Origin of the sequence: Streptomyces rubellus (assembly GCF_036323805.1) — a bacterium.
Taxonomy (GTDB): Bacteria; Actinomycetota; Actinomycetes; order Streptomycetales; family Streptomycetaceae; genus Streptomyces.
Window position 1 is genome coordinate 51,186 of the sequence record NZ_JAZDCX010000028.1, and the last position, 21,976, is coordinate 73,161.

Annotated in this window: 20 protein-coding genes; 3 read left to right on the plus strand and 17 right to left on the minus strand. The window is 74.1% G+C overall.

Annotated elements, in window-relative coordinates; translation table 11 throughout:
• Positions 1–187: 187 nt before the first annotated feature.
• From V1L54_RS25760 to V1L54_RS25770, 3 genes are read right to left on the minus strand one after another with little or no spacing between them, the layout of a single operon-like run.
• Positions 188–685, minus strand: a complete 498-nt coding sequence (locus tag V1L54_RS25760) for a gluconokinase (protein ID WP_330120525.1) — start codon at positions 683–685, stop codon at positions 188–190.
• Complete coding sequence (locus tag V1L54_RS25765; protein WP_330120526.1) at positions 682–1,017, minus strand: DUF202 domain-containing protein; 336 nt, start codon at positions 1,015–1,017, stop codon at positions 682–684. The genes V1L54_RS25760 and V1L54_RS25765 overlap by 4 nt, the downstream gene beginning before the upstream one ends.
• Entirely contained in the window at positions 1,014–1,409 is a 396-nt protein-coding gene (locus V1L54_RS25770) for a YidH family protein (RefSeq protein ID WP_330120565.1), read from the minus strand. The genes V1L54_RS25765 and V1L54_RS25770 overlap by 4 nt, the downstream gene beginning before the upstream one ends.
• Positions 1,410–1,562: 153 nt before the next feature.
• Between V1L54_RS25770 and V1L54_RS25775 the strand changes: the two genes are divergently transcribed.
• Positions 1,563–3,218 (plus strand): FAD-binding dehydrogenase, encoded by a 1,656-nt coding sequence (locus tag V1L54_RS25775; RefSeq protein WP_330120566.1) that lies wholly within the window; start codon positions 1,563–1,565, stop codon positions 3,216–3,218.
• Positions 3,219–3,321: 103 nt separating this feature from the next.
• Here V1L54_RS25775 and V1L54_RS25780 read toward each other — a convergent pair whose 3' ends face one another.
• Positions 3,322–3,939: a response regulator gene (locus V1L54_RS25780; RefSeq protein WP_330120527.1), complete on the minus strand. Its 618-nt coding sequence runs from the start codon at positions 3,937–3,939 to the stop codon at positions 3,322–3,324.
• A gap of 790 nt (positions 3,940–4,729) precedes the next feature.
• Between V1L54_RS25780 and V1L54_RS25785 the strand changes: the two genes are divergently transcribed.
• Entirely contained in the window at positions 4,730–5,494 is a 765-nt protein-coding gene (locus V1L54_RS25785) for a crotonase/enoyl-CoA hydratase family protein (protein ID WP_330120528.1), read from the plus strand.
• An 85-nt stretch (positions 5,495–5,579) separates the two neighbouring features.
• The gene (locus V1L54_RS25790; protein ID WP_330120529.1) at positions 5,580–6,425 is read left to right on the plus strand and encodes an alpha/beta fold hydrolase; all 846 of its coding nucleotides are present in this window, start codon (positions 5,580–5,582) and stop codon (positions 6,423–6,425) included.
• Positions 6,426–6,543: 118 nt separating this feature from the next.
• On the opposite strand, the gene V1L54_RS25795 is transcribed toward V1L54_RS25790, so the two are convergent.
• The 13 genes from V1L54_RS25795 to V1L54_RS25855 form a co-directional block, all read right to left on the minus strand.
• A complete protein-coding gene (locus V1L54_RS25795) occupies positions 6,544–6,756 on the minus strand; it encodes a DUF5988 family protein (protein WP_330120530.1) in 213 nt (70 codons plus the stop codon).
• A gap of 34 nt (positions 6,757–6,790) precedes the next feature.
• Positions 6,791–7,750 (minus strand): amidohydrolase family protein, encoded by a 960-nt coding sequence (locus V1L54_RS25800; protein WP_330120531.1) that lies wholly within the window; start codon positions 7,748–7,750, stop codon positions 6,791–6,793.
• A 50-nt stretch (positions 7,751–7,800) separates the two neighbouring features.
• Complete coding sequence (locus V1L54_RS25805) at positions 7,801–9,456, minus strand: AMP-binding protein (RefSeq protein WP_330120532.1); 1,656 nt, start codon at positions 9,454–9,456, stop codon at positions 7,801–7,803.
• Between the two features lie 29 nt (positions 9,457–9,485).
• Entirely contained in the window at positions 9,486–10,403 is a 918-nt protein-coding gene (locus tag V1L54_RS25810) for an SDR family NAD(P)-dependent oxidoreductase (protein WP_330120533.1), read from the minus strand.
• 5 nt (positions 10,404–10,408) lie between these two features.
• Positions 10,409–11,968: an SDR family oxidoreductase gene (locus V1L54_RS25815; RefSeq protein ID WP_330120534.1), complete on the minus strand. Its 1,560-nt coding sequence runs from the start codon at positions 11,966–11,968 to the stop codon at positions 10,409–10,411.
• Complete coding sequence (locus V1L54_RS25820; RefSeq protein ID WP_330120535.1) at positions 11,965–13,257, minus strand: beta-ketoacyl synthase N-terminal-like domain-containing protein; 1,293 nt, start codon at positions 13,255–13,257, stop codon at positions 11,965–11,967. Before V1L54_RS25820 ends, V1L54_RS25815 begins: the two co-directional genes overlap by 4 nt.
• Positions 13,258–13,342: 85 nt before the next feature.
• Complete coding sequence (locus V1L54_RS25825) at positions 13,343–14,335, minus strand: 3-oxoacyl-[acyl-carrier-protein] synthase III C-terminal domain-containing protein (protein ID WP_330120536.1); 993 nt, start codon at positions 14,333–14,335, stop codon at positions 13,343–13,345.
• Positions 14,336–14,463: 128 nt separating this feature from the next.
• Positions 14,464–15,600, minus strand: a complete 1,137-nt coding sequence (locus V1L54_RS25830) for a CaiB/BaiF CoA transferase family protein (protein ID WP_330120537.1) — start codon at positions 15,598–15,600, stop codon at positions 14,464–14,466.
• Between the two features lie 105 nt (positions 15,601–15,705).
• Positions 15,706–16,545 carry an SDR family NAD(P)-dependent oxidoreductase gene (locus tag V1L54_RS25835; RefSeq protein ID WP_330120538.1) on the minus strand — a complete coding sequence of 280 codons (840 nt, stop codon included), beginning with the start codon at positions 16,543–16,545 and terminating at the stop codon, positions 15,706–15,708.
• A gap of 46 nt (positions 16,546–16,591) precedes the next feature.
• Positions 16,592–17,608 carry a ketoacyl-ACP synthase III gene (locus V1L54_RS25840; RefSeq protein ID WP_330120539.1) on the minus strand — a complete coding sequence of 339 codons (1,017 nt, stop codon included), beginning with the start codon at positions 17,606–17,608 and terminating at the stop codon, positions 16,592–16,594.
• Positions 17,605–18,702: a 3-oxoacyl-ACP synthase III family protein gene (locus tag V1L54_RS25845; RefSeq protein ID WP_330120540.1), complete on the minus strand. Its 1,098-nt coding sequence runs from the start codon at positions 18,700–18,702 to the stop codon at positions 17,605–17,607. The genes V1L54_RS25840 and V1L54_RS25845 overlap by 4 nt, the downstream gene beginning before the upstream one ends.
• Positions 18,699–20,495 (minus strand): CoA-transferase, encoded by a 1,797-nt coding sequence (locus tag V1L54_RS25850; protein ID WP_330120541.1) that lies wholly within the window; start codon positions 20,493–20,495, stop codon positions 18,699–18,701. The genes V1L54_RS25845 and V1L54_RS25850 overlap by 4 nt, the downstream gene beginning before the upstream one ends.
• A 64-nt stretch (positions 20,496–20,559) precedes the next feature.
• On the minus strand, positions 20,560–21,852 hold the full coding sequence (locus V1L54_RS25855; RefSeq protein WP_330120542.1) for a beta-ketoacyl-[acyl-carrier-protein] synthase family protein: 1,293 nt from the start codon (positions 21,850–21,852) through the stop codon (positions 20,560–20,562).
• Between the last annotated feature and the right edge of the window lie 124 nt (positions 21,853–21,976).

Sequence of the window (21,976 nt, forward strand, 5' to 3'; positions counted from 1 at the left end):
CCGAGTCGTCATCGTTGGGACGTACCGGACCCTCTGTGGGATCCGTGTGCCCCGAAATCTTCCGATGCCACATATCGGCTGCTCAGTGTCTGTGGAGATCCGGTGGAATCCGGGCCGACGCGGCGGTCGTCCCGGCCTCGGCAGCGGGCGCCCCGGGCCGGCCGGGAACACCGTCCCGTGACGCGGGTCAGCGGGGCACGGCGGCCACGGCCAGCTCCGCGGTCTCCTCGGGAGTGCCGTCGATGGGGACCACTGCGCCCTGCTCGTCCAGTTCCAGCGGTTCCAGTGTCTCGATCTGGGACCGCAACAGGTCGGGCGGCATGAAATGGCCCTTGCGCCCGTCCAGCCGGGCGGAGATCAGTTCCGCGGAACCGTCGAGATGGAGGAAGAACAGCTCCGGCGCGGCCCTGCGCAGCCGGTCGCGGTAGCTCCGCTTGAGGGCGGAACAGGTCACCACGCCGCCCTCCCCGTCCTGGCCCTTGAGCCAGGCGGCGATCGAGTCCAGCCAGGGGCGGCGGTCCTCGTCGTCCAGCGGGACGCCCGAGGCCATCTTCGCCACGTTCTCCGGCGGGTGGAAGTCGTCGGCCTCCGCGTACGGCACTCCCAGCCGCTCGGCCAGGGACGTGCCCACCGTCGTCTTGCCGGAACCGGACACCCCCATCACCACGACAAGCGGATTCGTCATAGCAGCACCACCACCCCAGAGATCGGCAACGCCAGCGTACAGGCGGTCGCGGTCACCGCCACCGCGGTGCCCAGCGGACCGGGCCGGGCCGCGGCCAGGGCCCGGGAGCGCCGGTGGGCCGCGCCCAGGAACACCAGCCAGGCCAATGCCCCGAACGCCGCGGCGCATGCCGCGGCCGCCCCGCCGCCGTGGACCGCCCGGCGCAGTGCCAGCACCACCACGACCGCGAAGGCCAGCGCAGTGCGCCGCCACGCCAGCCGGGTGCGCTCCGGCTGCGCCGCGGGGTCCCGTACGGCCGCCCCGTCCGCGGCCCCGCCCCCCGTCCGGCTCACCGTCCGAACCGCCCCAGCACCACGGCGCCCACCACCAGCAGCGCGGCCAGCGCCGTACCCAGGGCCAGTAGCACGGGGAAGCGCGACAGCGGCAGGTCCTCGCCGCGCCGCATCGCCCGCTCGGTGCGCAGCCAGTGGTTGACCGCCCGCACCGCGCACAGCGCGCCGCCCGCCAGCAGTACGACGGCGATCGCCGTGCGCGCCCCCGGCGGCAGGCCGGTCAGGAGCTGGTCCACCACGATCCCGCCCGCGACCAGCGCCAGCGCGGTGCGGATCCAGGCCAGGAAGGTCCGCTCGTTGGCCAGGGAGAAGCGGTAGTCGGGCGTCTCGCCCTCCTCGTGCAGCCGCCCCGGCGCCCACCACAGCCGCGCCGCCGTCCGGAACCTGTCGATCACGGTTCCGACCCTACGCGTGACCGGTGCCCCGCGATTCCGGGGCACCCTCCCGCGGATCTGCCCTTTGAGTTGGCCGCGGGGGATACGGCCGCGCGAAGAGCGGGGTTACTCTCCAGTCACCAGCGTGACCGAACCGGGATGGGTGGGCGAATGGTGTACGACGCCGATGTGATCGTGATCGGAGCAGGGCTGGCCGGCCTCGCAGCCACCGCCGAGCTGGCCGAGGCCGGACGGAAGGTGATCCTGCTGGACCAGGAGCCACCCGGTTCGCTCGGCGGCCAGGCGCACTGGTCCTTCGGCGGGCTGTTCCTCGTCGACTCCCCCGAGCAGCGCCGGCTGCGCATCCGCGACAGCCGCGAACTGGCCTGGCAGGACTGGCTCGGCACGGCAGGCTTCGACCGGGAGGAGGACGCCTGGCCGCGCCGCTGGGCCGAGGCGTACGTCGACTTCGCCGCGGGCGAGAAGCGGTCCTGGCTGCGTGCCCAGGGGCTGCGGCTGTTCCCCGTCGTCGGCTGGGCCGAGCGCGGCGGCTACGACGCGACGGGCCACGGCAACTCCGTGCCGCGCTTCCACATCACCTGGGGCACCGGGCCGGGCCTCGTCGAGCCCTTCGAACGGCGGGTGCGCGAGGGCGTGGCACGCGGCCGGGTGGAGCTGCGCTTCCGGCACCGCGTCACCGCCCTGGCCCGTAGCGCGGGCGCGGTGGACACCGTCACCGGCGAGGTGCTGGCCCCCAGCGACACCGAACGCGGCACGGCCAGCAACCGGGACGTGACCGGTGCCTTCGAACTGCGTGCCCAGGCCGTGATCGTCGCCTCCGGCGGCATCGGCGGCAACCACGACCTGGTGCGCGCCAACTGGCCGGAGCGGCTGGGAACCCCGCCCCGGCGCATGCTTTCCGGAGTGCCCGCGCATGTCGACGGGGCGATGCTGGGCATCGCGGAGAAGGCCGGCGGCCGGATCGTCAACCGCGACCGGATGTGGCACTACACCGAGGGCATCGAGAACTGGAACCCGATCTGGAACAATCACGGCATCCGCATCCTGCCCGGCCCGTCCTCGCTCTGGCTGGACGCGACGGGCAAGCGGCTGCCGGTGCCGCTCTTCCCCGGCTTCGACACCCTGGGCACCCTCGAACACATCATGCGGACCGGGCACGAGTACACCTGGTTCGTCCTGACACAGAAGATCATCGAGAAGGAGTTCACGCTCTCCGGCTCCGAGCAGAACCCCGACCTCACCGGCCGCAGTGTCCGCCAGGTCCTCGGCCGCGCCCGCTCCGGCACTTCCGGACCGGTGCGGGCCTTCATGGAGCGGGGGGCCGACTTCGTCGTCGAGCGCGACCTGTCCGCCCTGGTGCGCGGCATGAACGCGCTCACCGGTGACGACCTGATCGACGAGAGCGCCCTGCGGCGCGAGATCGCCGCCCGTGACCGCGAGGTCGGCAACCCCTTCACCAAGGACCTCCAGCTCACCGCGGTCCGCGGGGCGCGCTCCTATCTGGGCGACAGGCTGACCCGGGTGGTCCCGCCGCACCGTCTGCTGGACCCGGCGGCGGGCCCGCTGATCGCCGTCCGGCTGAACATCCTCACCCGCAAGACCCTCGGCGGCCTGGAGACCGACCTGTCCTCGCGGGTGCTCACCGCCGGCGGTGAGCCGCTCCCCGGCCTCTACGCGGCCGGCGAGGCCGCCGGGTTCGGCGGCGGGGGCATGCACGGCTACCGCTCCCTGGAGGGCACCTTCCTGGGCGGCTGCCTGTTCTCGGGCCGCACCGCGGGCCGGGCGGCGGCGAGGGCGGTGGACTGAGCGCGGTCCGGGGCGGGCGCACCCGCCGTGTGCGGTAGGGCGGGGCGCGCCGGTGCCCCCGGCAGTCTCCTCCCCCCCCCCCGGGGCACCGATGTCCGCGCGGTCAGCCGGGACGGGTGAACAGGTGCCGTCTGCTGGGGACCCCGACCTTGCCCAGCACACTGCTCACGTAGTTCTTGACGGTCTGCCGGGCCAGTCGCAGTTCCCGCGCTATCTCGTCGTTCGTGTAGCGCTGGACCAGCAGGGACAGTATCTCCTTCTCCCGGTCGGTCATCATCGTGCCGAGTTCCTCGGGGGCGGCGGCCGAGGCGTCCTCGTCTCCGTAGTCGTCACCGAGCCACCAGGTACGACGTCCCTCGGTGCACCTCTCCAGGGCTTCGAGGAGCTTGCCCGGCGGTACGGACTTGTGCACGAAGGAGTCCACGCCGACCGCCACCGAGTCGGCGACGGTCCGCGGGGTGTTGTCCGTGGTGAAGACCACCACGCGCGGGGAGCAGGGAAGGTCCTTCATCGCCCGGCACAGGGCCAGGCCCCGCGGTGGCGTCGGCAGGCACAGTTCCTGCAGGACCACGTCGGGCCGGTACTGCCGGGCCAGCTCCACGGACGAGTCGAAGTCGCTGGCCACGCCCACGACCGACACGGACTCGCTCGTGCTGAGAACCTGTTCCACGGCGAAGGAGAGGATTGGGAAGTTTTCGACGATCAATACTTTCTCTCGCATTTTCCCCCGACCTCCTGGCTACCGGGACGGTGCGTGGGGCGCGGTCGTGGCGCGAGTGGTGGAAGCGGTCGTCATGGCGTGTTCCCCCGTGTTCTGGCTCATGGTCCGTGCTGTTGTCCTGCGTCTGCCCGGGTTTTTCCGGTGGATGCGACCGGAGAGCCGCTCGATCGGATGGGGCGGGCGTTATCGGATTGGGCGGGCAGTGATGCCGGGCGTGTGACCCGGCTCCGGTGAAAGTGCCGGCGATCCCCATAAGGGACGTCTCCCTCATGTCCTGACTTGCGGTGTGTCGGCGCCGGATTGTGGAAACCGGTCCCTGGCCGTGGCGTCCCCGACGTCCCCGTGCCGCCGACGGAAGCACTCTAACCCGGGTCAGGGCCGCTGGGTGGAATCCATCCGCACGGCCGGGAATTCTTCACCTCCGCGAAACTTCGCCGGGCGGTGGAGGAAGACGCCGGAAGAGGCTCTTCCGTGTCCCGCGTGACGGTGTGAAGACCGTTTTCCGGGAAGCGGGGAAAACGGGGGCCTTTCCGCGGGCGGCGGTCCGCGCCGCGGTGTCGCCGCGTACGGCCGGGGGCGTCCCCGGGCCGGAACCGGCGGATCCCGCCGCCGTGCGGTGCCCCGTGTACCGCCGGGTCCGGTACCACCGGTCCCGGAGCACCGGGTCCGGGCGGTACCGCCGGTGGGATCCGCCGGTTCCGGTTCGGCCGTAGCGTCGGGGTACCGGCGCCGCCGCGCGGTCCGGACGCCCAGCCCACGGCACCCCGAACCGGACGGAGTTGACCAGCCGATGGCCGAGAGCCCGACGGTCCAGCGGGTCGACCGCGTGCTGCTGGTGACCATCGACCGCCCGCACCGGCGCAACGCCATCGACCAGCCGACCGCCGAGGGCATCGCCGCGGCGATGGAGTTGCTGGACGGTGACCCGCGGCTGTGCGCCGGTGTGCTGACCGGGGCGGGCGGCTGGTTCTCCGCGGGGATGGATCTGGCCGAGTTCGCCGCCGGGAGACCCTGCCGGGTCCCCGGACGCGGCTTCGCCGGTCTGGCCGAGCGCCCGCCGGCCAAGCCCCTGCTGGCCGCGGTCGAGGGCGGTGCCTGGGGCGGCGGGCTGGAACTGCTGCTCTGCTGCGACCTGGTGGTGGCCGCCCGGGACGCGCGTTTCGCACTGCCCGAGGTGAGACGGGGCCTGCTGCCGGCCGCCGGGGGCCTGCTCAGGCTGTCCTCCCGTGTTCCGCACCAGATCGCCATGGAGATGCTGCTGACCGGCGATCCCCTGGACGCGGCGCGTGCCGAGCGGTACGGACTGGTGAACACGGTGTGTGAGCCCGGGGAGTCCCGGGCACTCGCCCTGCGGATGTCGCACCGTATCGCCGAGGCGGCGCCGCTGGCCGTCCGGGCCGCGAAACGGATCGGCACCCTGGCGCGCGACTGGCCGGCGGCCGAGGGCTTCGAGCGGCAGCGGGCCCTGGTGGACGAGGTGCGCCGCTCCCGGGACGCCAGGGAGGGGGCTCGCGCCTTCCTGGAGCGACGTACCCCCGAGTGGAGCGGTACCTGAGGTACCCCGGGCCGGGCGGATGCCGGGACCGGCACCGCGACGGCCGGACAGCCGAAACCGGACAGTCGGAAGAGGAAAGCGGCAGATGACCGAGATGACGCCGCACACGATGGCGGCCTCCGGAACGTCGATCCACTACTGGACCGCCGGGCCGAGAGACGGCCCGCTGGTGATGTGCACACACGGGCTCTCCATGGACCACCGGATGTTCGACGCACAGGTGGAGCCCCTCACCGAGGCCGGTTACCGGGTGCTGACCTGGGACGTCCAGGGGCACGGCCGGTCGAAGCCGCTGCCCGGGAGGTTCTCGGTGACGGCGGCCTCCGAGCATCTGCACGCCCTCATGCGGGAGGTGGGCCGGGAGAGTGCGGTCCTGCTGGGGCACTCGCTGGGCGGTTTCATCTCCCAGGAACTGCTGTACCGCCGTCCGGAGGCGGTGCGCGCGCTCGTCGTGGTGGGGAACAACAGCCTCACCATGCCCCTCTCGGCCTCGCGGAAGATTCTCTTCCGGTTATCCCCGATCCTGTTCCTGCTGACCAGCGACAAATGGCGCAGGAAGGTGGTCAGCGAGGGAACGGCGACGGAACCGGAGAGCCGGCGGTACGCCTATGACGCCACCAGTCGGCTCCGCAAGAAGGAGTTCTTCCGGGTGTGGTCCGGGCTGTCCCGGTGCATGCGGCCCGATCCCGAGTACCGAATACCGTGCCCGGCGCTTCTCGCCCGCGGTGAGAACGACTCGGCCGGCTCCGTCAAAAAGGACTTCCGGACCTGGGTGGAAAGGGAGCCCAACGGCGAGCCCGTGGTCGTTCCGAACGCGGGCCACAATGCCAACCAGGACAACCCGGAGTTCTTCAACCGCCGACTGCTGGAATTTCTTTCCGCCCAGGTCGGTGAGGGATCGGCAAGGCCCTCATCCGACCGGTTCGGCTGAACAGGCCGGAGGCCGCCGCACCGGAATTCCCCGGTAGTTTCCCGGAGACCCCCGCGTCATGGCCGGCCGCCCGGGTGCCGCGGCCGGGAGGCCCGCGGCACCCGGGCGGCCGACGGGGTCACTCCGCCACGTAGGTACGGGTGACCCACTCGAACACCCTGAGCGTCCCCGCCTGGTGCTCCAGCGTCTCGTCGGTCGGCCGGAAGTGCTCGTAGGCGTGGCCGACCGGCAGTTTGTAGGTGTCCCGGACGTCGCGTACATACCGGACCCGCTTGTGGTCGCAGTGGTCGGGCCCACCGCGCAGGAAGGCGTTCGGTGCCGAAGCGGACATGCGGTCTCCTTCTCGGTGAATCACTGCGGTCCCGTCAGGCGAGCAGCCTGGCGGAGTTGTCGTGCAGCCAGTCCTCGGCCACCCCGGGCGGCAGCCGGAGCGCCCGCACCTCCTCGGCGAGTTGCGGCACGTCCACGGGATGGACCCACGGACCGCCGGTGCCGAACAGCACCTTGTGCCGCACCGTCGTGGCGCCGTAGGCCAGCAGCGGCTCGAAGCCCGAACCGGGGCGGGACATCCGCCGCGGCCGGTGGGTGGACAGGTCGACATAGACACCCGGCTGCCGCTGCGCGACGGCCATGGTCTCCAGCATCCAGGGCCAGCCGGCGTGGCCGGCGACGAGCACCAGGTCCGGATGGCGCCCCGCCAGGCGGTCCAGGTCCCGCCAGGTGCACAGGTCCATGGGCTGGTCCGCGCGGAAGTTGTTCCCGCAGTGCACCCACACCGGCAGCCCGCGCTCGGCCGCGGCGGCGAACACCGGGGCGGCGCGGCCGTCGAGGGGCGGGACCCCCTCGTAGAACGGGGCCACGTTGATGCCGGTGAACCCGGCTCGGACGCACCGGTCGATCTCGGCGACCGCCTCGTCGGGGTCGAGCAGGGTGATGCCCGCCCAGGGCCGCACCCGCCCGGCGGCCGCGCCGAGCCGAGCCACCATGGCGGCCAGCCGCTCGTTGACGGTCTCGCCACCGGGCAGCCGGCCCGGCATCCCGTGCACGACCTCGGTGACCACCCCGGCCGCGTCGAGTCCCGCCAGATGGCCGGCCGGGTCGCCGTCCACCGGATGACGGCGGACCAGCACCTCGATGGCCGCGTCGGCACCGTGCTCCGCGAGCGCCCCGCGGTACTCGCCGGGGTCGGCGCCGAAGCCCCCGGCCATGAGCAGGCCGAAACGTTCGAGATAGGCGGGCGCGACACCGGCGAGCCTCCGCAGGAAGAAGCGCCAGCAGTCCCGGTCGAACCAGAGCGAGCAGATGTCGATGACGGGTTGTGCCACGGAGGCTCCTCACGATCGTGCCGGACGGGCGGCCGGCCGGGCCGCGGTCGTCACCGGTCGGGCTGCCGGCCGAACCGCGTCCGCCCGACGCGGACGCCCGCGGCCTCCCGGTCCCAGGTGTCCCCGGTGACACCCGCCTCCCGCAGGAGGTGCTTGCGGACCTTGTTGCTGGGGGTGTACGGCAGGCGCGCCACGGTGCGGACATAGCGGGGCACCATGAAGTGGGCCGTGCGCGGCCGCAGGAACTCGAGCAGACCGGCGGGATCCAGCTCGGCACCGGGCGCCGGGACGACGGCCACGAGCACGTCCTCCTCGCCGTGCCGGCTGGGGACGCCCACCGCCGCCGCCTCGGCGACGTCCGGGTGCTCCAGCACGGCGTTCTCCACCTCGAAGGAGGAGATGTTCTCGCCGCGGCGGCGGATGGCGTCCTTGGCCCGGTCGACGAAGAAGTAGTCGCCGTCCTCGGTGGCGCGGAAGCAGTCGCCGGTGTGGAACCACCCGTTGCGCCAGGCCCGCGCGGTGGCCTCGGGCATCCCCGCGTACCCGTGGCTGAGCGCCCACGGGCGGGCGGCGCGCACCACGAGCTCCCCGGTCTCGCCCACGGGCACCTCCCGGTCGTGCTCGTCCACCAGGCGGAGCTCCACGCCGGGACGTGCCCGGCCGCAGAAGCCCGGCAGACCGGAGTGCGGGCCGGAGATCAGGGGGGCGCAGATCTCGGTCATGTTGTAGGTGGTGTAGACGGTGTCCACCCGGTAGCGCTTCTGCAGGAGCGCGCCCTCGGGCACGGACGGGACGAGGCAGATCGTGCGCAGCGGGTTGTCCGCCTCGTCCGGCTCCTCGGGCCGTCCGGCCAGGAAACCGGCCATGGCCCCCAGGAGGGTGCAGACGGTCACCCCCATCCGGCGCACGAGGGGGAGGAACGTCCCGGTCTCGAAGCCGTGCACCACCGCGACGGAGCCGCCGTGCAGCATCATGCAGTAGGAGGCGATCATGCCCGCGCCGTGGAACAGCGGGAGGTTGACCAGGTAGCGGTCGTCCGGGCCGTGGTAACCGTGCACATCGGCACCGGCGGTCGAGTACAGGTGCACGTACGAGCTGAGCACGCCCTTGGACGGCCCCGTGGTGCCCGAGGTGAAGACCATGGACTGGGTGTCCCAGGGCGCGACCGCCACCTCGTCGAGATCACCGGCCCGGGAGCGGACGAGCAGCTCCGCGGTGTGGTGCCGGGGTCCCGCCGGGCCCGGGTAGCCGCCGTCGTCCCCGGCCGGTTCCCCGACGACCACCAGATGCTCCAGCCGCCCGAGGTCGAGGCCGGCCAGCCGGGGCAGCAGCTCGGCGTGGACCACCAGCACCCGGGCCCCGGACAGGCCGATGACGTGTTCCAGCAGCGCGCCCCGGTAGGCCGTGTTCACCGGCGTGTACACGGCGCCGAGCAGGTTGGCCCCGAACCAGCAGCGCAGGATGTCCGGCCCGTTCGGCAGCCAGACCAGCAGCGGGTCGCCGTGTCCCAGGCCCAGCTCGCGCAGCCCCGTGGCGGCGCGCTCGGCGGCCTCCAGCGTGGCGGCGTACGTCCACCGGCCGCCGTCGTCGAAGAGGGCGTACAGCCGGTCGGGGTGCTGCCGGGCCCGGGCGCGCAGCACGGGACCCAGTACGCACTGCTCGGCGGTGGGAACGGCCGGGTCGGCGGCGTCCAGCAACGTGTGCATCCGTCCTCGCTCCTCGTGGTGTCCCGGTCTCAGCCGGCCGGGCTCGGCGCGTTCCGGCCGGCGGTGCCGTTCTCCAGGGGCTCCCGGGATTCCAGGGGGGCCTCCCACGGCTGCCGCGCCCCGCCGAGCAGCCGCTGCCAGACGGTGTCCAGCGCGGCGCGGTCGCTCGTCGGGTAGACGGGGATGACCGGGCCGACGCTGACCCTGGCCGGCAGGGTCACCGCCCAGCGCACCACCTGGGCGAACTCGTCCGCGCTGACGAGCAGTTCCTCGTCCACCCCGACCTGCTCCGGCTCCAGGGCCATCTCGGTGCGCACCCAGCCGGGGCACAGGCACAGGGCGCGCACGCCGGCCGGGCGGTTCTCCAGGTCCAGCAGCTCCGTCAGATAGTGCAGCGCGTGCTTGCTGACCGAGTAGGGCCCGGCACCGGGCAGGGGCCGCAGCCCGCCGACGGAGCCGATGTTGACCACCCAGCCGTGCCCGCGCTCCCGCATGGCGGGCAGCAGGGCGTTGGCGAGCTGGAACGGCACGGTCAGGTTCATCCGCAGCGCCAGGTCCCAGTGGCGGGGCGCGACCTGGTGCATCGGGCCGGAGCGCGCCACCGCGGCGTTGTTCACCAGGATGTCCACGTCCCGCCCGGCGGCCTCGCGCACCCGCTCCACCAGACGGGAGGGCGCGTCGGGGACGGAGAGGTCCATGGGCACGGCGTGTCCGGCGACCTGTTCGTCGAGCACCCGCCGCCGGACCTGTGCCAGCAGGTTCTCGCGGCGTCCCACGAGGGCGACGTCGGCGCCGGCCCGGGCCAGCTCGACGGCGGTGCTCGCGCCGATGCCCGAGGAGGCCCCGGTGATCAGGGCCAGCCGGCCGGCGAGGGGACGGTCGCCGCCGTCCTTCGCCGGCTCTGCGGCCGCCGTTTCCGCCCGGTCGTCCGTCCTGTCGTCCGTCATGCGCCTCACCCGTCCGCCTTCCGCTCGTCTCCGCCGGGCGCCGCTCCGCCGCCGGGGTGGTCGTGCAGGGGGACCAGCTCCGGCAGCGGGCGCAGGGTGCCCACCCCGCCGCAGATGCGCAGCTGCGTCCCCGTCAGATAGTCCGAGACCGGTGCGGCCAGGTAGGACACCAGCGCCGCCACCTCCTCGACGGTGCTGAACCGGCCGCTGGGCACCCGCCGCATCGACGCCTCGACGAAGGCGGGGTCCGCGGCCTCCTTCATCGGAGTGGTGACCCCGGCCGGCAGCACGGTGTTGACCCGGATCCCGTGCCTGGCCACCGTCATCGCCAGATGCGAGGAGAACCAGGAGACCGCGGCCTTGCCGGCGCCGTAGTTCTGCACGTGCGGCACGGGAGTGATCTGCGCCGAGACGGATCCGATGGGCACGATCACGCCCCGCACACCGCCGCGGGCCCATCCGGCGGTCAGCTCCTCCGCCAGCTCGACGAGGGAGAAGAGGTTGAGCCGGTAGAGCCGCTCCCGCGCGGCCCGGCCGGTGCCCGGGCCGTCCAGCCCCAGCACGCCGGCGGCGTGGACGAGTCCGTCGACCGGGCCGGCGACCCGCTCGGCCTCGCGGAGCAGGGCCTCCCCGGCGCCGGGCTCGGCCAGGTCCGCGGGGACCGCGTGCGCGGACCGCCCGGTGGTGTCCGTGATCCGTGCGGCGAGCTGTGCCAGCCGGTCGGCCCGGCGGGCGGCCAGCACCGTGTCGGCGCCCAGCCGGGCCAGCTCCCCGGCGCAGGCGGCGCCGATCCCGCTGCTCGCGCCCGTGACGAGGAAGCGCCGGCCGCGCAGCGACCAGGGGTCGGGGCCGGCCGGGGGCCCGTGACGGGAACCGCCGGTGCCGCCGAAGGGCACCACCACCCGCTCCAGCCCGCCGTCCAGCGGGACCGTCTCGCCGACGACGTTGCCGGCGGAACGGGACAGCAGCATGCTCAGCGCCCCGGCCAGGTCCTCCGGCGCCACGGGGCGGCGCACGGCCTGGCAGCGCAGGAGGTCGGCCTCCCGGCCGGCGGACAGCCGGTGGCCGAGGAACGGCGCGTAGCCGATCCGCACCGTGTTGGCGGCGACGCCCCGGCCGGCCACCCGGGCCGCCAGCTCGTTCCACCAGTGCAGGTCGGCGGCCTGGTCGGCGGCGGTCTCCGGCTCGACGCCCAGGGCCGGCCAGCGGCCGGCGTCGGTCACCAGGACCAGGCGCCCGCCGCCCGCGGCGCACATCCGCTCGGCCGCGGCCAGCACCGCCGTCCGGTCCAGCGGTCCGTCCGCCCCGCCGCCGGGCGGGGCGCCGAACCACGGGCTGGCGATCCGCACCGCGCAGTAGGCACCCGGCGGTTCCCCCTGTGCCTTCGGGCCGGTACCGCCGGTGCCGTCGGTGACGACCCGCAGGCCCAGGGAGCGCAGTGCCTCGCGGACGCCGCGGTACCCCGGGGTGTCCCCGGGCGGGACCGCGACGGTGCGGGAGTACGGCTCCGGCGCCCCGGGGGACACGGCGGGCGGGCCGGACAGGGTGCGGTGGAGTGTGTTCATCGCAGGCGCTCCAGGAGGATCGCGCTGGAGACCATGCCGCTGCCGTAGTTCAGCGAGACGGCGTGGTCGACGGCCGCCTCGCGCGGCTTGCCGTCGGCGACCGGATCGAACTCGCAGGCGGGATCGGGCTCCTCGCACCCGGCGGTGTGGCAGATCACCCCGTGCTCCATCATCAGCGTGACGGCCGCGACGCCCATCGGGCCCAGCGGGGACCCGCTGTGCCCGAAGCACGCCTCCTGCACGCTGACCGGCAGTTCGCGCACCCGGTCGCCGAACACGGCGCGCAGCGCGGTGGACTCCATCGAGTGGAAGACCGGTGACCCCTCGGCGCCGCCGCTGACGTAGTCGACCTCCTCCGGGGCGAGGTGCCCGGCCAGGCACCGCTCGATGGCGAGCGACACGCCCACGCCCTCCTGGTCGATGGCCATGGTGCTGCGCACCGGGCTGCGCCGGGTGCTCTGGCTGACCAGCACGGCACCGGCCCGGTCCAGCCGCCCGGTGGCCTCGACGCGCTCCCGGCTCTCCAGGACGATCGTGGCGGCGCCGTCACCGACGTTCAGACCGCCGGTGCGGCGGTCGTAGGGACGCATCATCCGATGGGTGACCCCCACGCTGTCGGAGAGGTCCAGGCCCTCGACCGCCCTGGCCGCGACCGCGTCGAAGTCGGCGCGGCGGCCGGAGTCGTACTGGTCGGCGCCGGTGACGAGCACCAGATCGGCCTCCCCGGCGGCGATCATGCGCTGGGCGATGCCGAACAGGACGCCGCCGGAGGCGCAGGACGTGGACACGGTGTAGCTGGGGCCGGTGTTGCGCAGCGCGGAGACCTGGGCGAGCGTGGTGTCGTTGAGCTGCCCGCCGATCATGCTGCGGGCCACCAGACCGCGCGCCTCGGGCGGAGTGGTCGTCTCCAGGTCGGCGGTCAGGGCCCGCTGCTGCACCAGGAAGTTCGCGTCCAGGCAGTGCCGGGCGTTGAGCAGCCCGGCCTCCGCCAGGTCGCCGTCCTCGATGCCCAGCCCGCTGTCCCGGCACGCCTCCGCGACGGAGATCAGGCCGTAGAGCTGGACCGGCGAGTAGTTGGCCAGATACCTCTGTGACACCCCGGGCAGCCGGGCGGCGGCCTCGGCGAGCAGGTCGGCCTCGATGACGCCGGCGTACCGGTCGCCGCGGTCGATCAGGAGACTGCCGGTGGAGATGACGTCCCAGAAGTCCTCCCGGGCGGCGCAGAGACCGCCGGTTCCGGGGAGGCAGAATCCCATCCCCGTCACCAGGGTGTCGCGCGGCCTGCCCATGTGCGGCTCCTTCGTGGTCTGTGCCCGCCGGCCCGTGCGGGCGCGGCGAGTGCGGCAAGGTGGGCGGAACGGCGGCGGTGCGCGGTCACAGGCGGTACAGCAGCCCGCCGTGGCACCACACGCCACCGCCGAGCGACACCGACAGGACGAGGTCGCCGCGCTTGACGACGCCCTTCTCCAGGTTCTCGGAGAGGGTGGTGGGGATGGAGGCGCTGGAGGTGTTGCCCCGCTCGGCGAGGTTGTTGAGGATCCTGGCGCGGTCGATGCCGAGGTCCGCCTCGAAGCCCCGGTTGAACGGCTCGGTCGCGGCGTGCGGCACCACCCAGTCGACGTCCCCGGCACGGAGCCCGTTGCGCTCCAGCAGCTCCTGCGCCGCGCCGACGACGTACTTGACGGCGACCTCGTTGAGTTCGGGCTGGCTGCGCACCCAGCCGTTGCCGGGGTGCACCGTGGTCATGTGGGACAGCGTGCCGTCGCTGCGCATGATGGAGTCGATCAGCCCGGGCGCGTCACCTCCGTCACCTCCGCCGTTCCCGTCGCCGGTACGGCGGAGCACCACGGCGCCGGCGCCGTCCCCGACCACCATCTCGCCCTTGGAACCGGGCCGCACCCGGCGGGAGAAGCGCTCCGAGCACACCACGACCGCCGTGCGGTAGTGGGCGGGACCGGCCAGGTACATCGCCGCGGTGTGCACGCCGTGGACGAATCCGGCGCAGCCGGTGCAGATGTCGAAGCCCATGGCGTGCCGGGCGCCGATCCCGGTGGCGACCTGGGCGCCCCACTCCGGGGCGCACCACCGGTCGGTCCAGTTGCTGAGGATCAGCACGTCCACCTCGGAGCCGTCGATGCCGGCGTCCGCGAGCGCCGCACCGGCCGCCGCGGTGGCCATGTAGCCGATGTCCTCGTCCTCCGCGGCCCGGTGGTGGGTGCGCACCCCGCCGGAACCGAGCACCTTCTGCTCGATCTCCGTGGTGTGCCGGGCCTCGGCCCCCTCGTTGGACAGCAGTTCCCGGGGGAAGTACCGGCCGAAGCCGGAGAACTGGATGCCGCTGGTCTTCCAGATCTCTCCGTCGAGCATTGCCTGTGCCTCCTGGGGGTGAATGGTTCGGAGCCTATGGACGGGCGCCGCGGGTGTCCGCGGCCCGCGGGTACCGACTGCGGAAGCCGGATGTGACCCGGGGTACCGGTACCGGTCCCCGCGGCCGGTCAGCCGGCCGCACCGGCCACGTCCCACTCGGCGAGCACCTCCGCGCCGTGCTCGCCCGGTACGGGCGGCCGGCCCGGTACCGCGGCGGGGGTCCCGGAGAACCGGGGCGCGGGCGCGGGCTGCGGTACGCCGCCGACGGTGGTGAAGGTCTCCCGGGCGGTCAGGTGCGGGTCCGCCAGGGCCTCCTGGAAGGACAGCACCGGGGCCACGCACGCGTCGGTCCCCGCGAACACCTCCGTCCACTCCCGCCGGGTCCGGGTGCGGAACGCCTCGGCGAAGAGCTTGCGCAGCTGCGGCCAGACCGACGGCTCGCGGTGCGGCGGCACCTGGTCCCGGACACCCAGCAGACGCACGAACTCGGCGTAGAACCGGGGCTCCAGGGCGCCGACGCCCATGTGCCCGCCGTCGGCGGTCTCGTAGACGTCGTAGTAGGGCACCCCGGAGTCCAGCAGGTTCACCCCCCGCTCGTCCCGCCACCGCCCGGCGGCGAGCATGCCGTACAGGATGGTGGTGAGGTGGCTGGCGCCGTCGACGATCGCGGCGTCCACGACCTGGCCGGCGCCGTCCTGCCGGGCGCGGAGCAGCGCTCCGAGCACCCCGACGGCCAGGTACATGCCGCCGCCGCCGAAGTCGCCCACCAGGTTCAGCGGGACGCGGGGGGCCTCACCGGCCCGTCCGATCGCGTGCAGCGCGCCGGTCAGCGCGATGTAGCCGATGTCGTGCCCGGCCGAGTGGGCCAGCGGTCCGTCCTGGCCCCAGCCGGTCATCCGGCCGTAGACCAGGGCCGGGTTGCGGTCGTGGCACTGGCGCGGGCCCACTCCGAGGCGTTCGGCCACACCGGGACGGAACCCCTCGATCAGCACGTCGGCCCGGGCCGCGAGGCCGAGCACCGTACGCCGGCCCGCGGGGTCCTTCAGGTCCGCGACGACGGAGCGCTTGCCCCGGTTCAGCAGGTTGTGGCGGGCCAGGTCCTCGTCGGTGGGGCCGGGGCGGTCGACGACGACCACGTCGGCGCCCAGATCGGCCAGCAGCATGCCGCAGAACGGGGCCGGGCCGAGGCCGGCCAGTTCCACGACCCGCACGCCGGCCAGCGGGCCCGCCCCGGCCGGTGTGCGGCGGCTCTCCTGATGGCTCACGCGTCGCTCCTCCTGCTCGTGTCCTGCGGTCCGTGTTCTGAGTCCGTGTCCTGCCGGCGGTCCGCCCGCGGCTTCGCGGGGCAGGGCCCGGGAGGGGGCCCGCGCTCACCGGACGCGGCCCGGGAAGCCCCCGCCGTCGACGTCGAGCACCGTCCCGGTCAGATAGCTGTTGCGCACCGCGTAGAGGGCGGTCTCGGCGACCTCCGACTCGTCCGCGAACCTGCCCAGCGGCACCTGTGCGCGCAGCCGGTCCATGAACGCCGCGTGCGCCGGTACGGACGCGCACTTCTCGCGCAGCGCCGCGCCGTCGACCACGCCCGGCGCGATCGCCACGACGCGGATGCCGTACTCGCCCAGCTCCAGCGCCCAGCTGCGGGTCAGCGACACCACCCCCGCCTTCGCCGCGGCGTACGCGGACTGCCCCCACGAGCCCCGCCAGGTGCAGCTGACGATCGGCACGATGACGCCGCCGCGCCCGGCGGCGGCCATCGCCGCCGCCGCGGCCCTGCCCACCAGGAAGGTCCCGGTCAGGCACAGGTCGACGATGTCCCGCCAGTCCTGTTCGCCGTGCGTGCGCCAGGTCAGCGAACCGTCGCGGGGCGGTGCGACCAGCCTCCGGGACAGGTTGCGTCCGGCGGCGTTGACACAGACGTCGACGCCGCCGCTCCCGGTGAGCGCGGCGAACAGGCCGTCCACGCTCTCCGCCGAGCGCACGTCCACCCGGTGGACCGTCAGCCGGAGCCCCCGCTCGCGCGCGTGGTCGCGCAGTCCGTCCAGCTGCTCCGGGTCGCGCGCGGCCACCGCGGTGTCCAGCCCCTCCGCGGCGAACCGGAGGGCGATGGCCGCCCCGATGCCCCGGCTCCCGCCGACCACGACGGCCCTGCGCGGCTCCCGCTCCGGTGGCCGCCGCTCCGGTGGCCGGGCTCCGGGTGCCGGTGTCGTCATGTGGTGCCTCCCCGCCTCTCGTCGTGCCGTTCCGGCGCGGTCGCCGTCACAGCCGGAACAGCAGCGCGCCGTGGTACCAGCCGGAGCCGATGGCCGGGGCCAGCACCAGATGGCCCGGCCGGAACAGCCCGGCCTCGACGAACTCGGACAGGACGGTGGGGATCGACGCGCTGGCGGTGTTGGCCCGGTCGTGGAAGTTGAACGCGAACCGTTCGTGCGGCACGCCCAGGGACGCCCGCAGCCGCTCGTGCACGAGGTCGGTGCCGGGGTGCGGCACCCACCAGTCGATGTCCTCGGGGGTGAGCCCGTTGCGGTCCAGCAGCTCCTCGCAGGCCCGCAGCAGACCGGAGGCGGCGTGCTCGGGCAGGTCGGGCTTGCTGGTGATCCACGCCTCCGGCATCCGCACGGTCACCAGCTCACTGCGGCTGCCGTCGCTGGCGAGCACGGAGTCCAGCAGCCCGGTCCCCGTCCGGCCCGAGCGCTCCAGGACGACGGCGCCGGCCGCGTCCCCGCAGACCAGCTCGCCCTTGCTGCCCGGGCGGGCGCGCCTGCTGAACTGCTCGGCCGCGACCACCACGGCGGTGCGGATCTCCGGCATGGCCACGAAGTGGCCGGCCGCCAGCTGGACGCCGTGCACGAATCCCGCGCAGGCGGCGGACACGTCGAAGGCCAGACAGGCGCCGGCCCCGATCCGGTCGGCCACCTGGGGCGCGTACTCGGGCATGTACGGCGGGGTCGTCCAGTTGCTCAGGATCAGCAGGTCGACGTCGGCGGGCCGGAGCCCGGCGTGCCGCAGCGCCCCGGTGACCGCGGCGGAGGCCATGAAGGGAACGCTCTCCTGCTCGTCGCTGACGTGCCGGGACCGCACCGCCACCCGTCCGAGCACCGCGGCGCTGGCGGCGCTGCCCTGCCTGCTCAGCTCCGCGCTGTCGTTGCGCACCAGGCGGCGCGGGTAGTAGTGACCGGTACCGGTGATCGCCAGGCCGTGCCGTGCCCAGCGGGGTCCGGGGCTCCGCACGGCGGGACCGGAGGGGCGGTGGTCGTCCTGGAAGGCGTCGCTCACGGGTGTTCGTCTCCTGAGGGCTGCGGGGCGGGGGCGGCGGTGCCGCGGGTCCGGTGCCGCGGCGACCCGTAGCTGAAGACCATCGCGCCCGTGCTGAACCCGCGTCCGATGGCCATGCTCAGCACCCGGTCGCCGCGGCGGATCGTGCCGTCGTGGACGTACTCGGACAGGCAGCCGGGCACGCTGACGCTGGAGGTGTTGCCCCGGCGGCCGATGTTGAGGAGCGTCCGGTCCTCGGGGAGGCCGAGCAGGCCGGCCACGTCCCGGATCAGGTTGATGTTCCCCTGGTGCGGAATGACCCAGTCGATGTCGTCGAGGCCCAGGCCGGACCGGGTCAGCGCCTCGTCGGTGACCTTGCGCAGCAGGGGCGGGGCGGTGTCGCCGACGACCTTGCCCTTCATCACCATCTTGTCCTGGTCGTCGATGTCGAAGGCGTCGTAGTACGAGGCGTCCGAGTGCAGGGCCAGGGCCTGGATGCCGTCGGTGCCGTCCGCACTGACCCGCCAGACGCCGGCGGCGGCACCGCCGCCGAAGAGAACGCAGTTGCGGTAGGAGAAGTTGAGGATCGGTCTGGGGTTCTCCGCGCACACCACCAGGGCGGTCCGGGTGGAGGTGGCGGCGAGCAGTCCCTTGGCGACCGCGCTGGCGTTGAGGAAGCCGGCGCACGCCACTCCGGTCACGTCCAGGCAGAACGCGTTGACCGCGTGCAGCCTGCGCTGTACGGGCAGCGCCACGTCCATGTAGCGGTTGCCCGGCGAGGTGGGGTTGACCCGGGGCCGGGCGGTGGCGCTGGTGCCGATGATCACATCGACGTCCCCGGGTTCCAGCCCCGCGTCCCGGAGCGCCTGCCGTGCCGCCCGCTCGGCCGGGTCGACCGGCCGCTGGTCCTCGGGCACCCAGTGCCGGGTGGCGACGCCCGTGTGCCGGCGTATCCACGCGTCGTCCACGTCCAGGCCCGGCAGGTTCTCGAAGTAGTCGTTCCCGACGGGCTCGCCGGGGAAGTCGTGGCCGACCCCGGCCAGGACCACGGGCGCACCCGGCACCGCCCGGCCGGACGCTGGCCGCTCGGTGCGCGGCCTCGTCGGTGTCTTCATCGGTACACCCCTTCGGGGTCCAGGGCCCGCAGCCTGTCGAGCTCCCCGGCCGTGACGGCGTCCTCGGTCGGGAGTTCCCGGGCGACGAGCGGTTTCCAGCTGGTGAGGTCCTCGATCGCGGACCGCGGTGTGCCGCCGGAGCCGGGTGGCGGGCTCCACGACGTCAGGGTGAACGGCTCGGCGGCGTGCTCCCTGGTGAAGGCGCCGAACTCGGCCACCGCACAGCGGACGTTGTGCCCGGGGCTGGTGACGAAGTCCACCGCCGGCACGTAGCGGCGCGGCGAGGCCGGGGCCACGACGACCGTGTCCACGTGTGAGGCGATGTCGTTGGCGCCCCCGGAGCCGACGAGGAACCGCCCGTCACCGCGCCGGCTGGTGTTCAGCGCCCCGGCGGCGTCGATCTGCGCGGTGGACAGCACGCCCAGGGTGCGGCCCGCGCCGCCGCCGGCCAGGCCGCCCAGGACGTCGAGGATTCCGCCGGTCCGCCGGCAGCGGGCGACATGCCGCTGGGAGAACAGGAAGGTGTCGCCGGGTTCGGGGGAGAAGTCGATCATTCCGAGCTCCGCGCAGACCTGGAGGCGCACCCCGCGCTCCGCGAGCAGATGGGCGGCGAGCCAGGTCGCGATGTGCGCGGTGCCGATGCCCGCCAGGGCGGTCCGGTAGCCCCGGTCCAGCACCCGCCGTGCGATCGCGCGCGCGGCGAGGACGATGTGCCGCTCCCGCGGTGTCGGCTGGCCCGTCCGCTCCGGGGCGGCGGCGGGTACGGCCCGGGCCGCGGGTGCCGCGGGTGCCGTCCGTCCGGCCGCCGGGTCCACTCCGGTCTCCCGCGGGTCCGCTCCGTCCAGCCGGAGGCCGGCCAGCCGCCGCGGTCCGAGCCGGGCGAGGTGGTCGGCGTGGCCGGTCACCTCGCCCACCCAGCGCCGGAACCACCGCTCGGTGTCCCGCGGGGTCCGGCAGGCCGCCGCGAGGTCGGCGAGGAAGCCGTAGTCGTCCAGGTAGCCGGCCACCCCGGCGGACCGCAGAGGCGCCAGCCCCTGCGGGTGGGCGCCCCAGGGGCACACGGCCAGTGAGAGCACCCGGTCGGCCGGTATCGAGCAGTCCGCTCCGGCGGGCGGTTCGTCCACCACCCGCTCCACCGTGGCGAGCACCCCCCTGCGGGCGGCCAGCGCGCCCCACGGCCCCTCGCCCAGCGGACCGGCGAGGTACAGGTTTCCCAGCCGGTCGGCGCACTGGGCGTGCAGCAGGGTGACGTCCGGCCGCAGCGGGGGGATCAGCAGCCCGGGCCGGACGTCCCCGTCCGGCGGGCCGGCCTGCGCCGGTACCGCGTCTCCCGCCGGGGCCGGCGTCCGGACGGGTGCCACGGACGCGCCGCGGGGCAGGTCCGAACCGGCCAGCGAGGAGGTGACCGCGGCCGGCAGGCCGGTGGCCCCGGCGACGAGCCGCTGGACCAGCGACAGCAGGCTCCACTCCTCCACGGTGAAGGGGCGGCCCTCGGCGAGGTCCCGGTAGAGCCGGTTGGGCGCGGAGTACGGCACGGTGTCGCCGGCGAAGCCGGTGACGGCATGCCGTACGGCACCGGCCATCGTCAGCGCGTGCACACCGGCGTGCAGCGCGTTGCTGCTCACCGTGAACCGGCCGCGGGCGCCGAACACCCGGGCCACGGCCAGCACCAGGACGTTCGGCCGGGACATGGTCGAGGCGATGTGGAGGTGGTCGCCCGGTTCGAGGAACTCCGCGCACAGCTCGTCGGGGCCGGGCACCCGGTGCGCCCCGGTCTCGCACGGGCCGTTCACGGGGCACCGCCCTCCTCCGGGGTCCCGGCCGCGGGCCCCGCCCGCCCGGCGTGGTCGCGCGGGGTCACTCGGCGGCCTCCAGCAGGACCGAGGAGCTCTGGCTGCCGATGGCGAAGGCCAGCGACACGGCCGAGCGCAGCCGGACGGGGCGGGCGCCCTCCGCCACGTGGTCGTGGGCGCACTCCGGGTCCGGTTCCTCGCTGTTGATCGTGGGGGCCAGGCACTGCCGCCACAGCATCAGGGCGACCGCGGCGCAGTTCAGGAGGCCCGCGCCGCCGAGCAGGTGCCCGAAGATCGGCTTGTTCGATCCGATCGGCGGCCAGAGCGACCGCTTCTCGCCGTAGAGGTGGGACAGCGCCCGGCTCTCGCAGACGTCGTTGTAGCGGGTCGCGGTGCCGTGGCCGCAGATGTAGTCGACGGCCCCGGGACGCCGGCCGGCCGTGTCGAGCAGTTCCGCCATCATCCGGGCGGTGCTGCGTCCGGAGAGGTCCATCCGTGTCGCGTGCGCGGCCTCGTTGATGCTGTGCGCCGCCCGCAGCGCGGCGTATCCGGCGGTGCCGCGGGCCCGCGCGTGGGCCTCGCTCTCCAGGACCACCACGACCGCCCCCTCGCCGAGGGCGAAGCCGTCCCGGTCCTTGTGGTACGGCTTGACCGCGCGCCGCGCGTCCCGCTCCTGGCTCAGCACCGTGCTGCCCGGGGCCGAGTAGACCTGGAGCACCGAGGGGACCAGCGGCAGGTCGTAGCCGATGACGTACATCACGTCGGCCGCGCCGCGCTCGATCTGGTCGGCGGCCAGCGCCAGTGCCTGGTGGCCGCCGACACAGGCGTTGCTCACGGTGGTCACCAGGCCCTGTGCGCCGATCCGGATGGCGCTCAGCGTGGCGGGGGTGCCCGGCAGCGAGGCGAAGATCGCCCGGTCCGGGGCGACGGTCGGCCAGGTGGTGCCCAGGTCGTGGCCCGACGCCGCCTGGTACCACCACTCGGCCGGCCCCCGCGCGCTGGAGGCGACCACTCCCATGCGGTCCGGGGCGACGGCGCCGGCGCTGTCGAGCCCGGCGTCGGACCGGGCGTTCTCGACCGCGGACATCACCAGGAGGATGTCCCGGCTGTAGCGCTTGGTGAAGTTGTCCGGAAGGTCGGTGAGGTAGTCGCGGTGGTCGAAACCGGTGACCCGGCCGGCGGAGAACACCCCGGTCGTGCCGCCGAGTTCGGCGGGGACGGGGCCGAGCTGCGAGTTCCCCTCCGACAGATGACGCCAGGCCGCCGCCACGGTGTCCGCCCCCGGGAGCAGGAATCCCAGCCCGGTTATCCGGACGGCTTCATACTTGGTGGCGGCGTTTTTCGCGGTGTTTTCCATGCACCCTGCCCCTATTGCTCGGAATTCTGATCCGCTCGGGTGGACGACTTCGCTCTCGCGGCACATCCGTTCTGTTCTCATCCGCATCGGCAGCTCCTTCGAGGAAATCGCAGAAACGCGGTAC

What these genes read in the sequence shown, in the direction of transcription:
- V1L54_RS25760 (WP_330120525.1), bottom strand. Translation starts at nt 685, where the DNA reads ATGACGAATCCGCTTGTCGTGGTGATGGGGGTGTCCGGTTCCGGCAAG.
- V1L54_RS25775 (WP_330120566.1), top strand. Translation starts at nt 1,563, where the DNA reads ATGGTGTACGACGCCGATGTGATCGTGATCGGAGCAGGGCTGGCCGGC.
- V1L54_RS25780 (WP_330120527.1), bottom strand. Translation starts at nt 3,939, where the DNA reads ATGCGAGAGAAAGTATTGATCGTCGAAAACTTCCCAATCCTCTCCTTC.
- V1L54_RS25785 (WP_330120528.1), top strand. Translation starts at nt 4,730, where the DNA reads ATGGCCGAGAGCCCGACGGTCCAGCGGGTCGACCGCGTGCTGCTGGTG.
- V1L54_RS25790 (WP_330120529.1), top strand. Translation starts at nt 5,580, where the DNA reads ATGACCGAGATGACGCCGCACACGATGGCGGCCTCCGGAACGTCGATC.
- V1L54_RS25795 (WP_330120530.1), bottom strand. Translation starts at nt 6,756, where the DNA reads ATGTCCGCTTCGGCACCGAACGCCTTCCTGCGCGGTGGGCCCGACCAC.
- V1L54_RS25805 (WP_330120532.1), bottom strand. Translation starts at nt 9,456, where the DNA reads ATGCACACGTTGCTGGACGCCGCCGACCCGGCCGTTCCCACCGCCGAG.
- V1L54_RS25810 (WP_330120533.1), bottom strand. Translation starts at nt 10,403, where the DNA reads ATGACGGACGACAGGACGGACGACCGGGCGGAAACGGCGGCCGCAGAG.
- V1L54_RS25815 (WP_330120534.1), bottom strand. Translation starts at nt 11,968, where the DNA reads ATGAACACACTCCACCGCACCCTGTCCGGCCCGCCCGCCGTGTCCCCC.
- V1L54_RS25820 (WP_330120535.1), bottom strand. Translation starts at nt 13,257, where the DNA reads ATGGGCAGGCCGCGCGACACCCTGGTGACGGGGATGGGATTCTGCCTC.
- V1L54_RS25825 (WP_330120536.1), bottom strand. Translation starts at nt 14,335, where the DNA reads ATGCTCGACGGAGAGATCTGGAAGACCAGCGGCATCCAGTTCTCCGGC.
- V1L54_RS25835 (WP_330120538.1), bottom strand. Translation starts at nt 16,545, where the DNA reads ATGACGACACCGGCACCCGGAGCCCGGCCACCGGAGCGGCGGCCACCG.
- V1L54_RS25845 (WP_330120540.1), bottom strand. Translation starts at nt 18,702, where the DNA reads ATGAAGACACCGACGAGGCCGCGCACCGAGCGGCCAGCGTCCGGCCGG.
- V1L54_RS25855 (WP_330120542.1), bottom strand. Translation starts at nt 21,852, where the DNA reads ATGGAAAACACCGCGAAAAACGCCGCCACCAAGTATGAAGCCGTCCGG.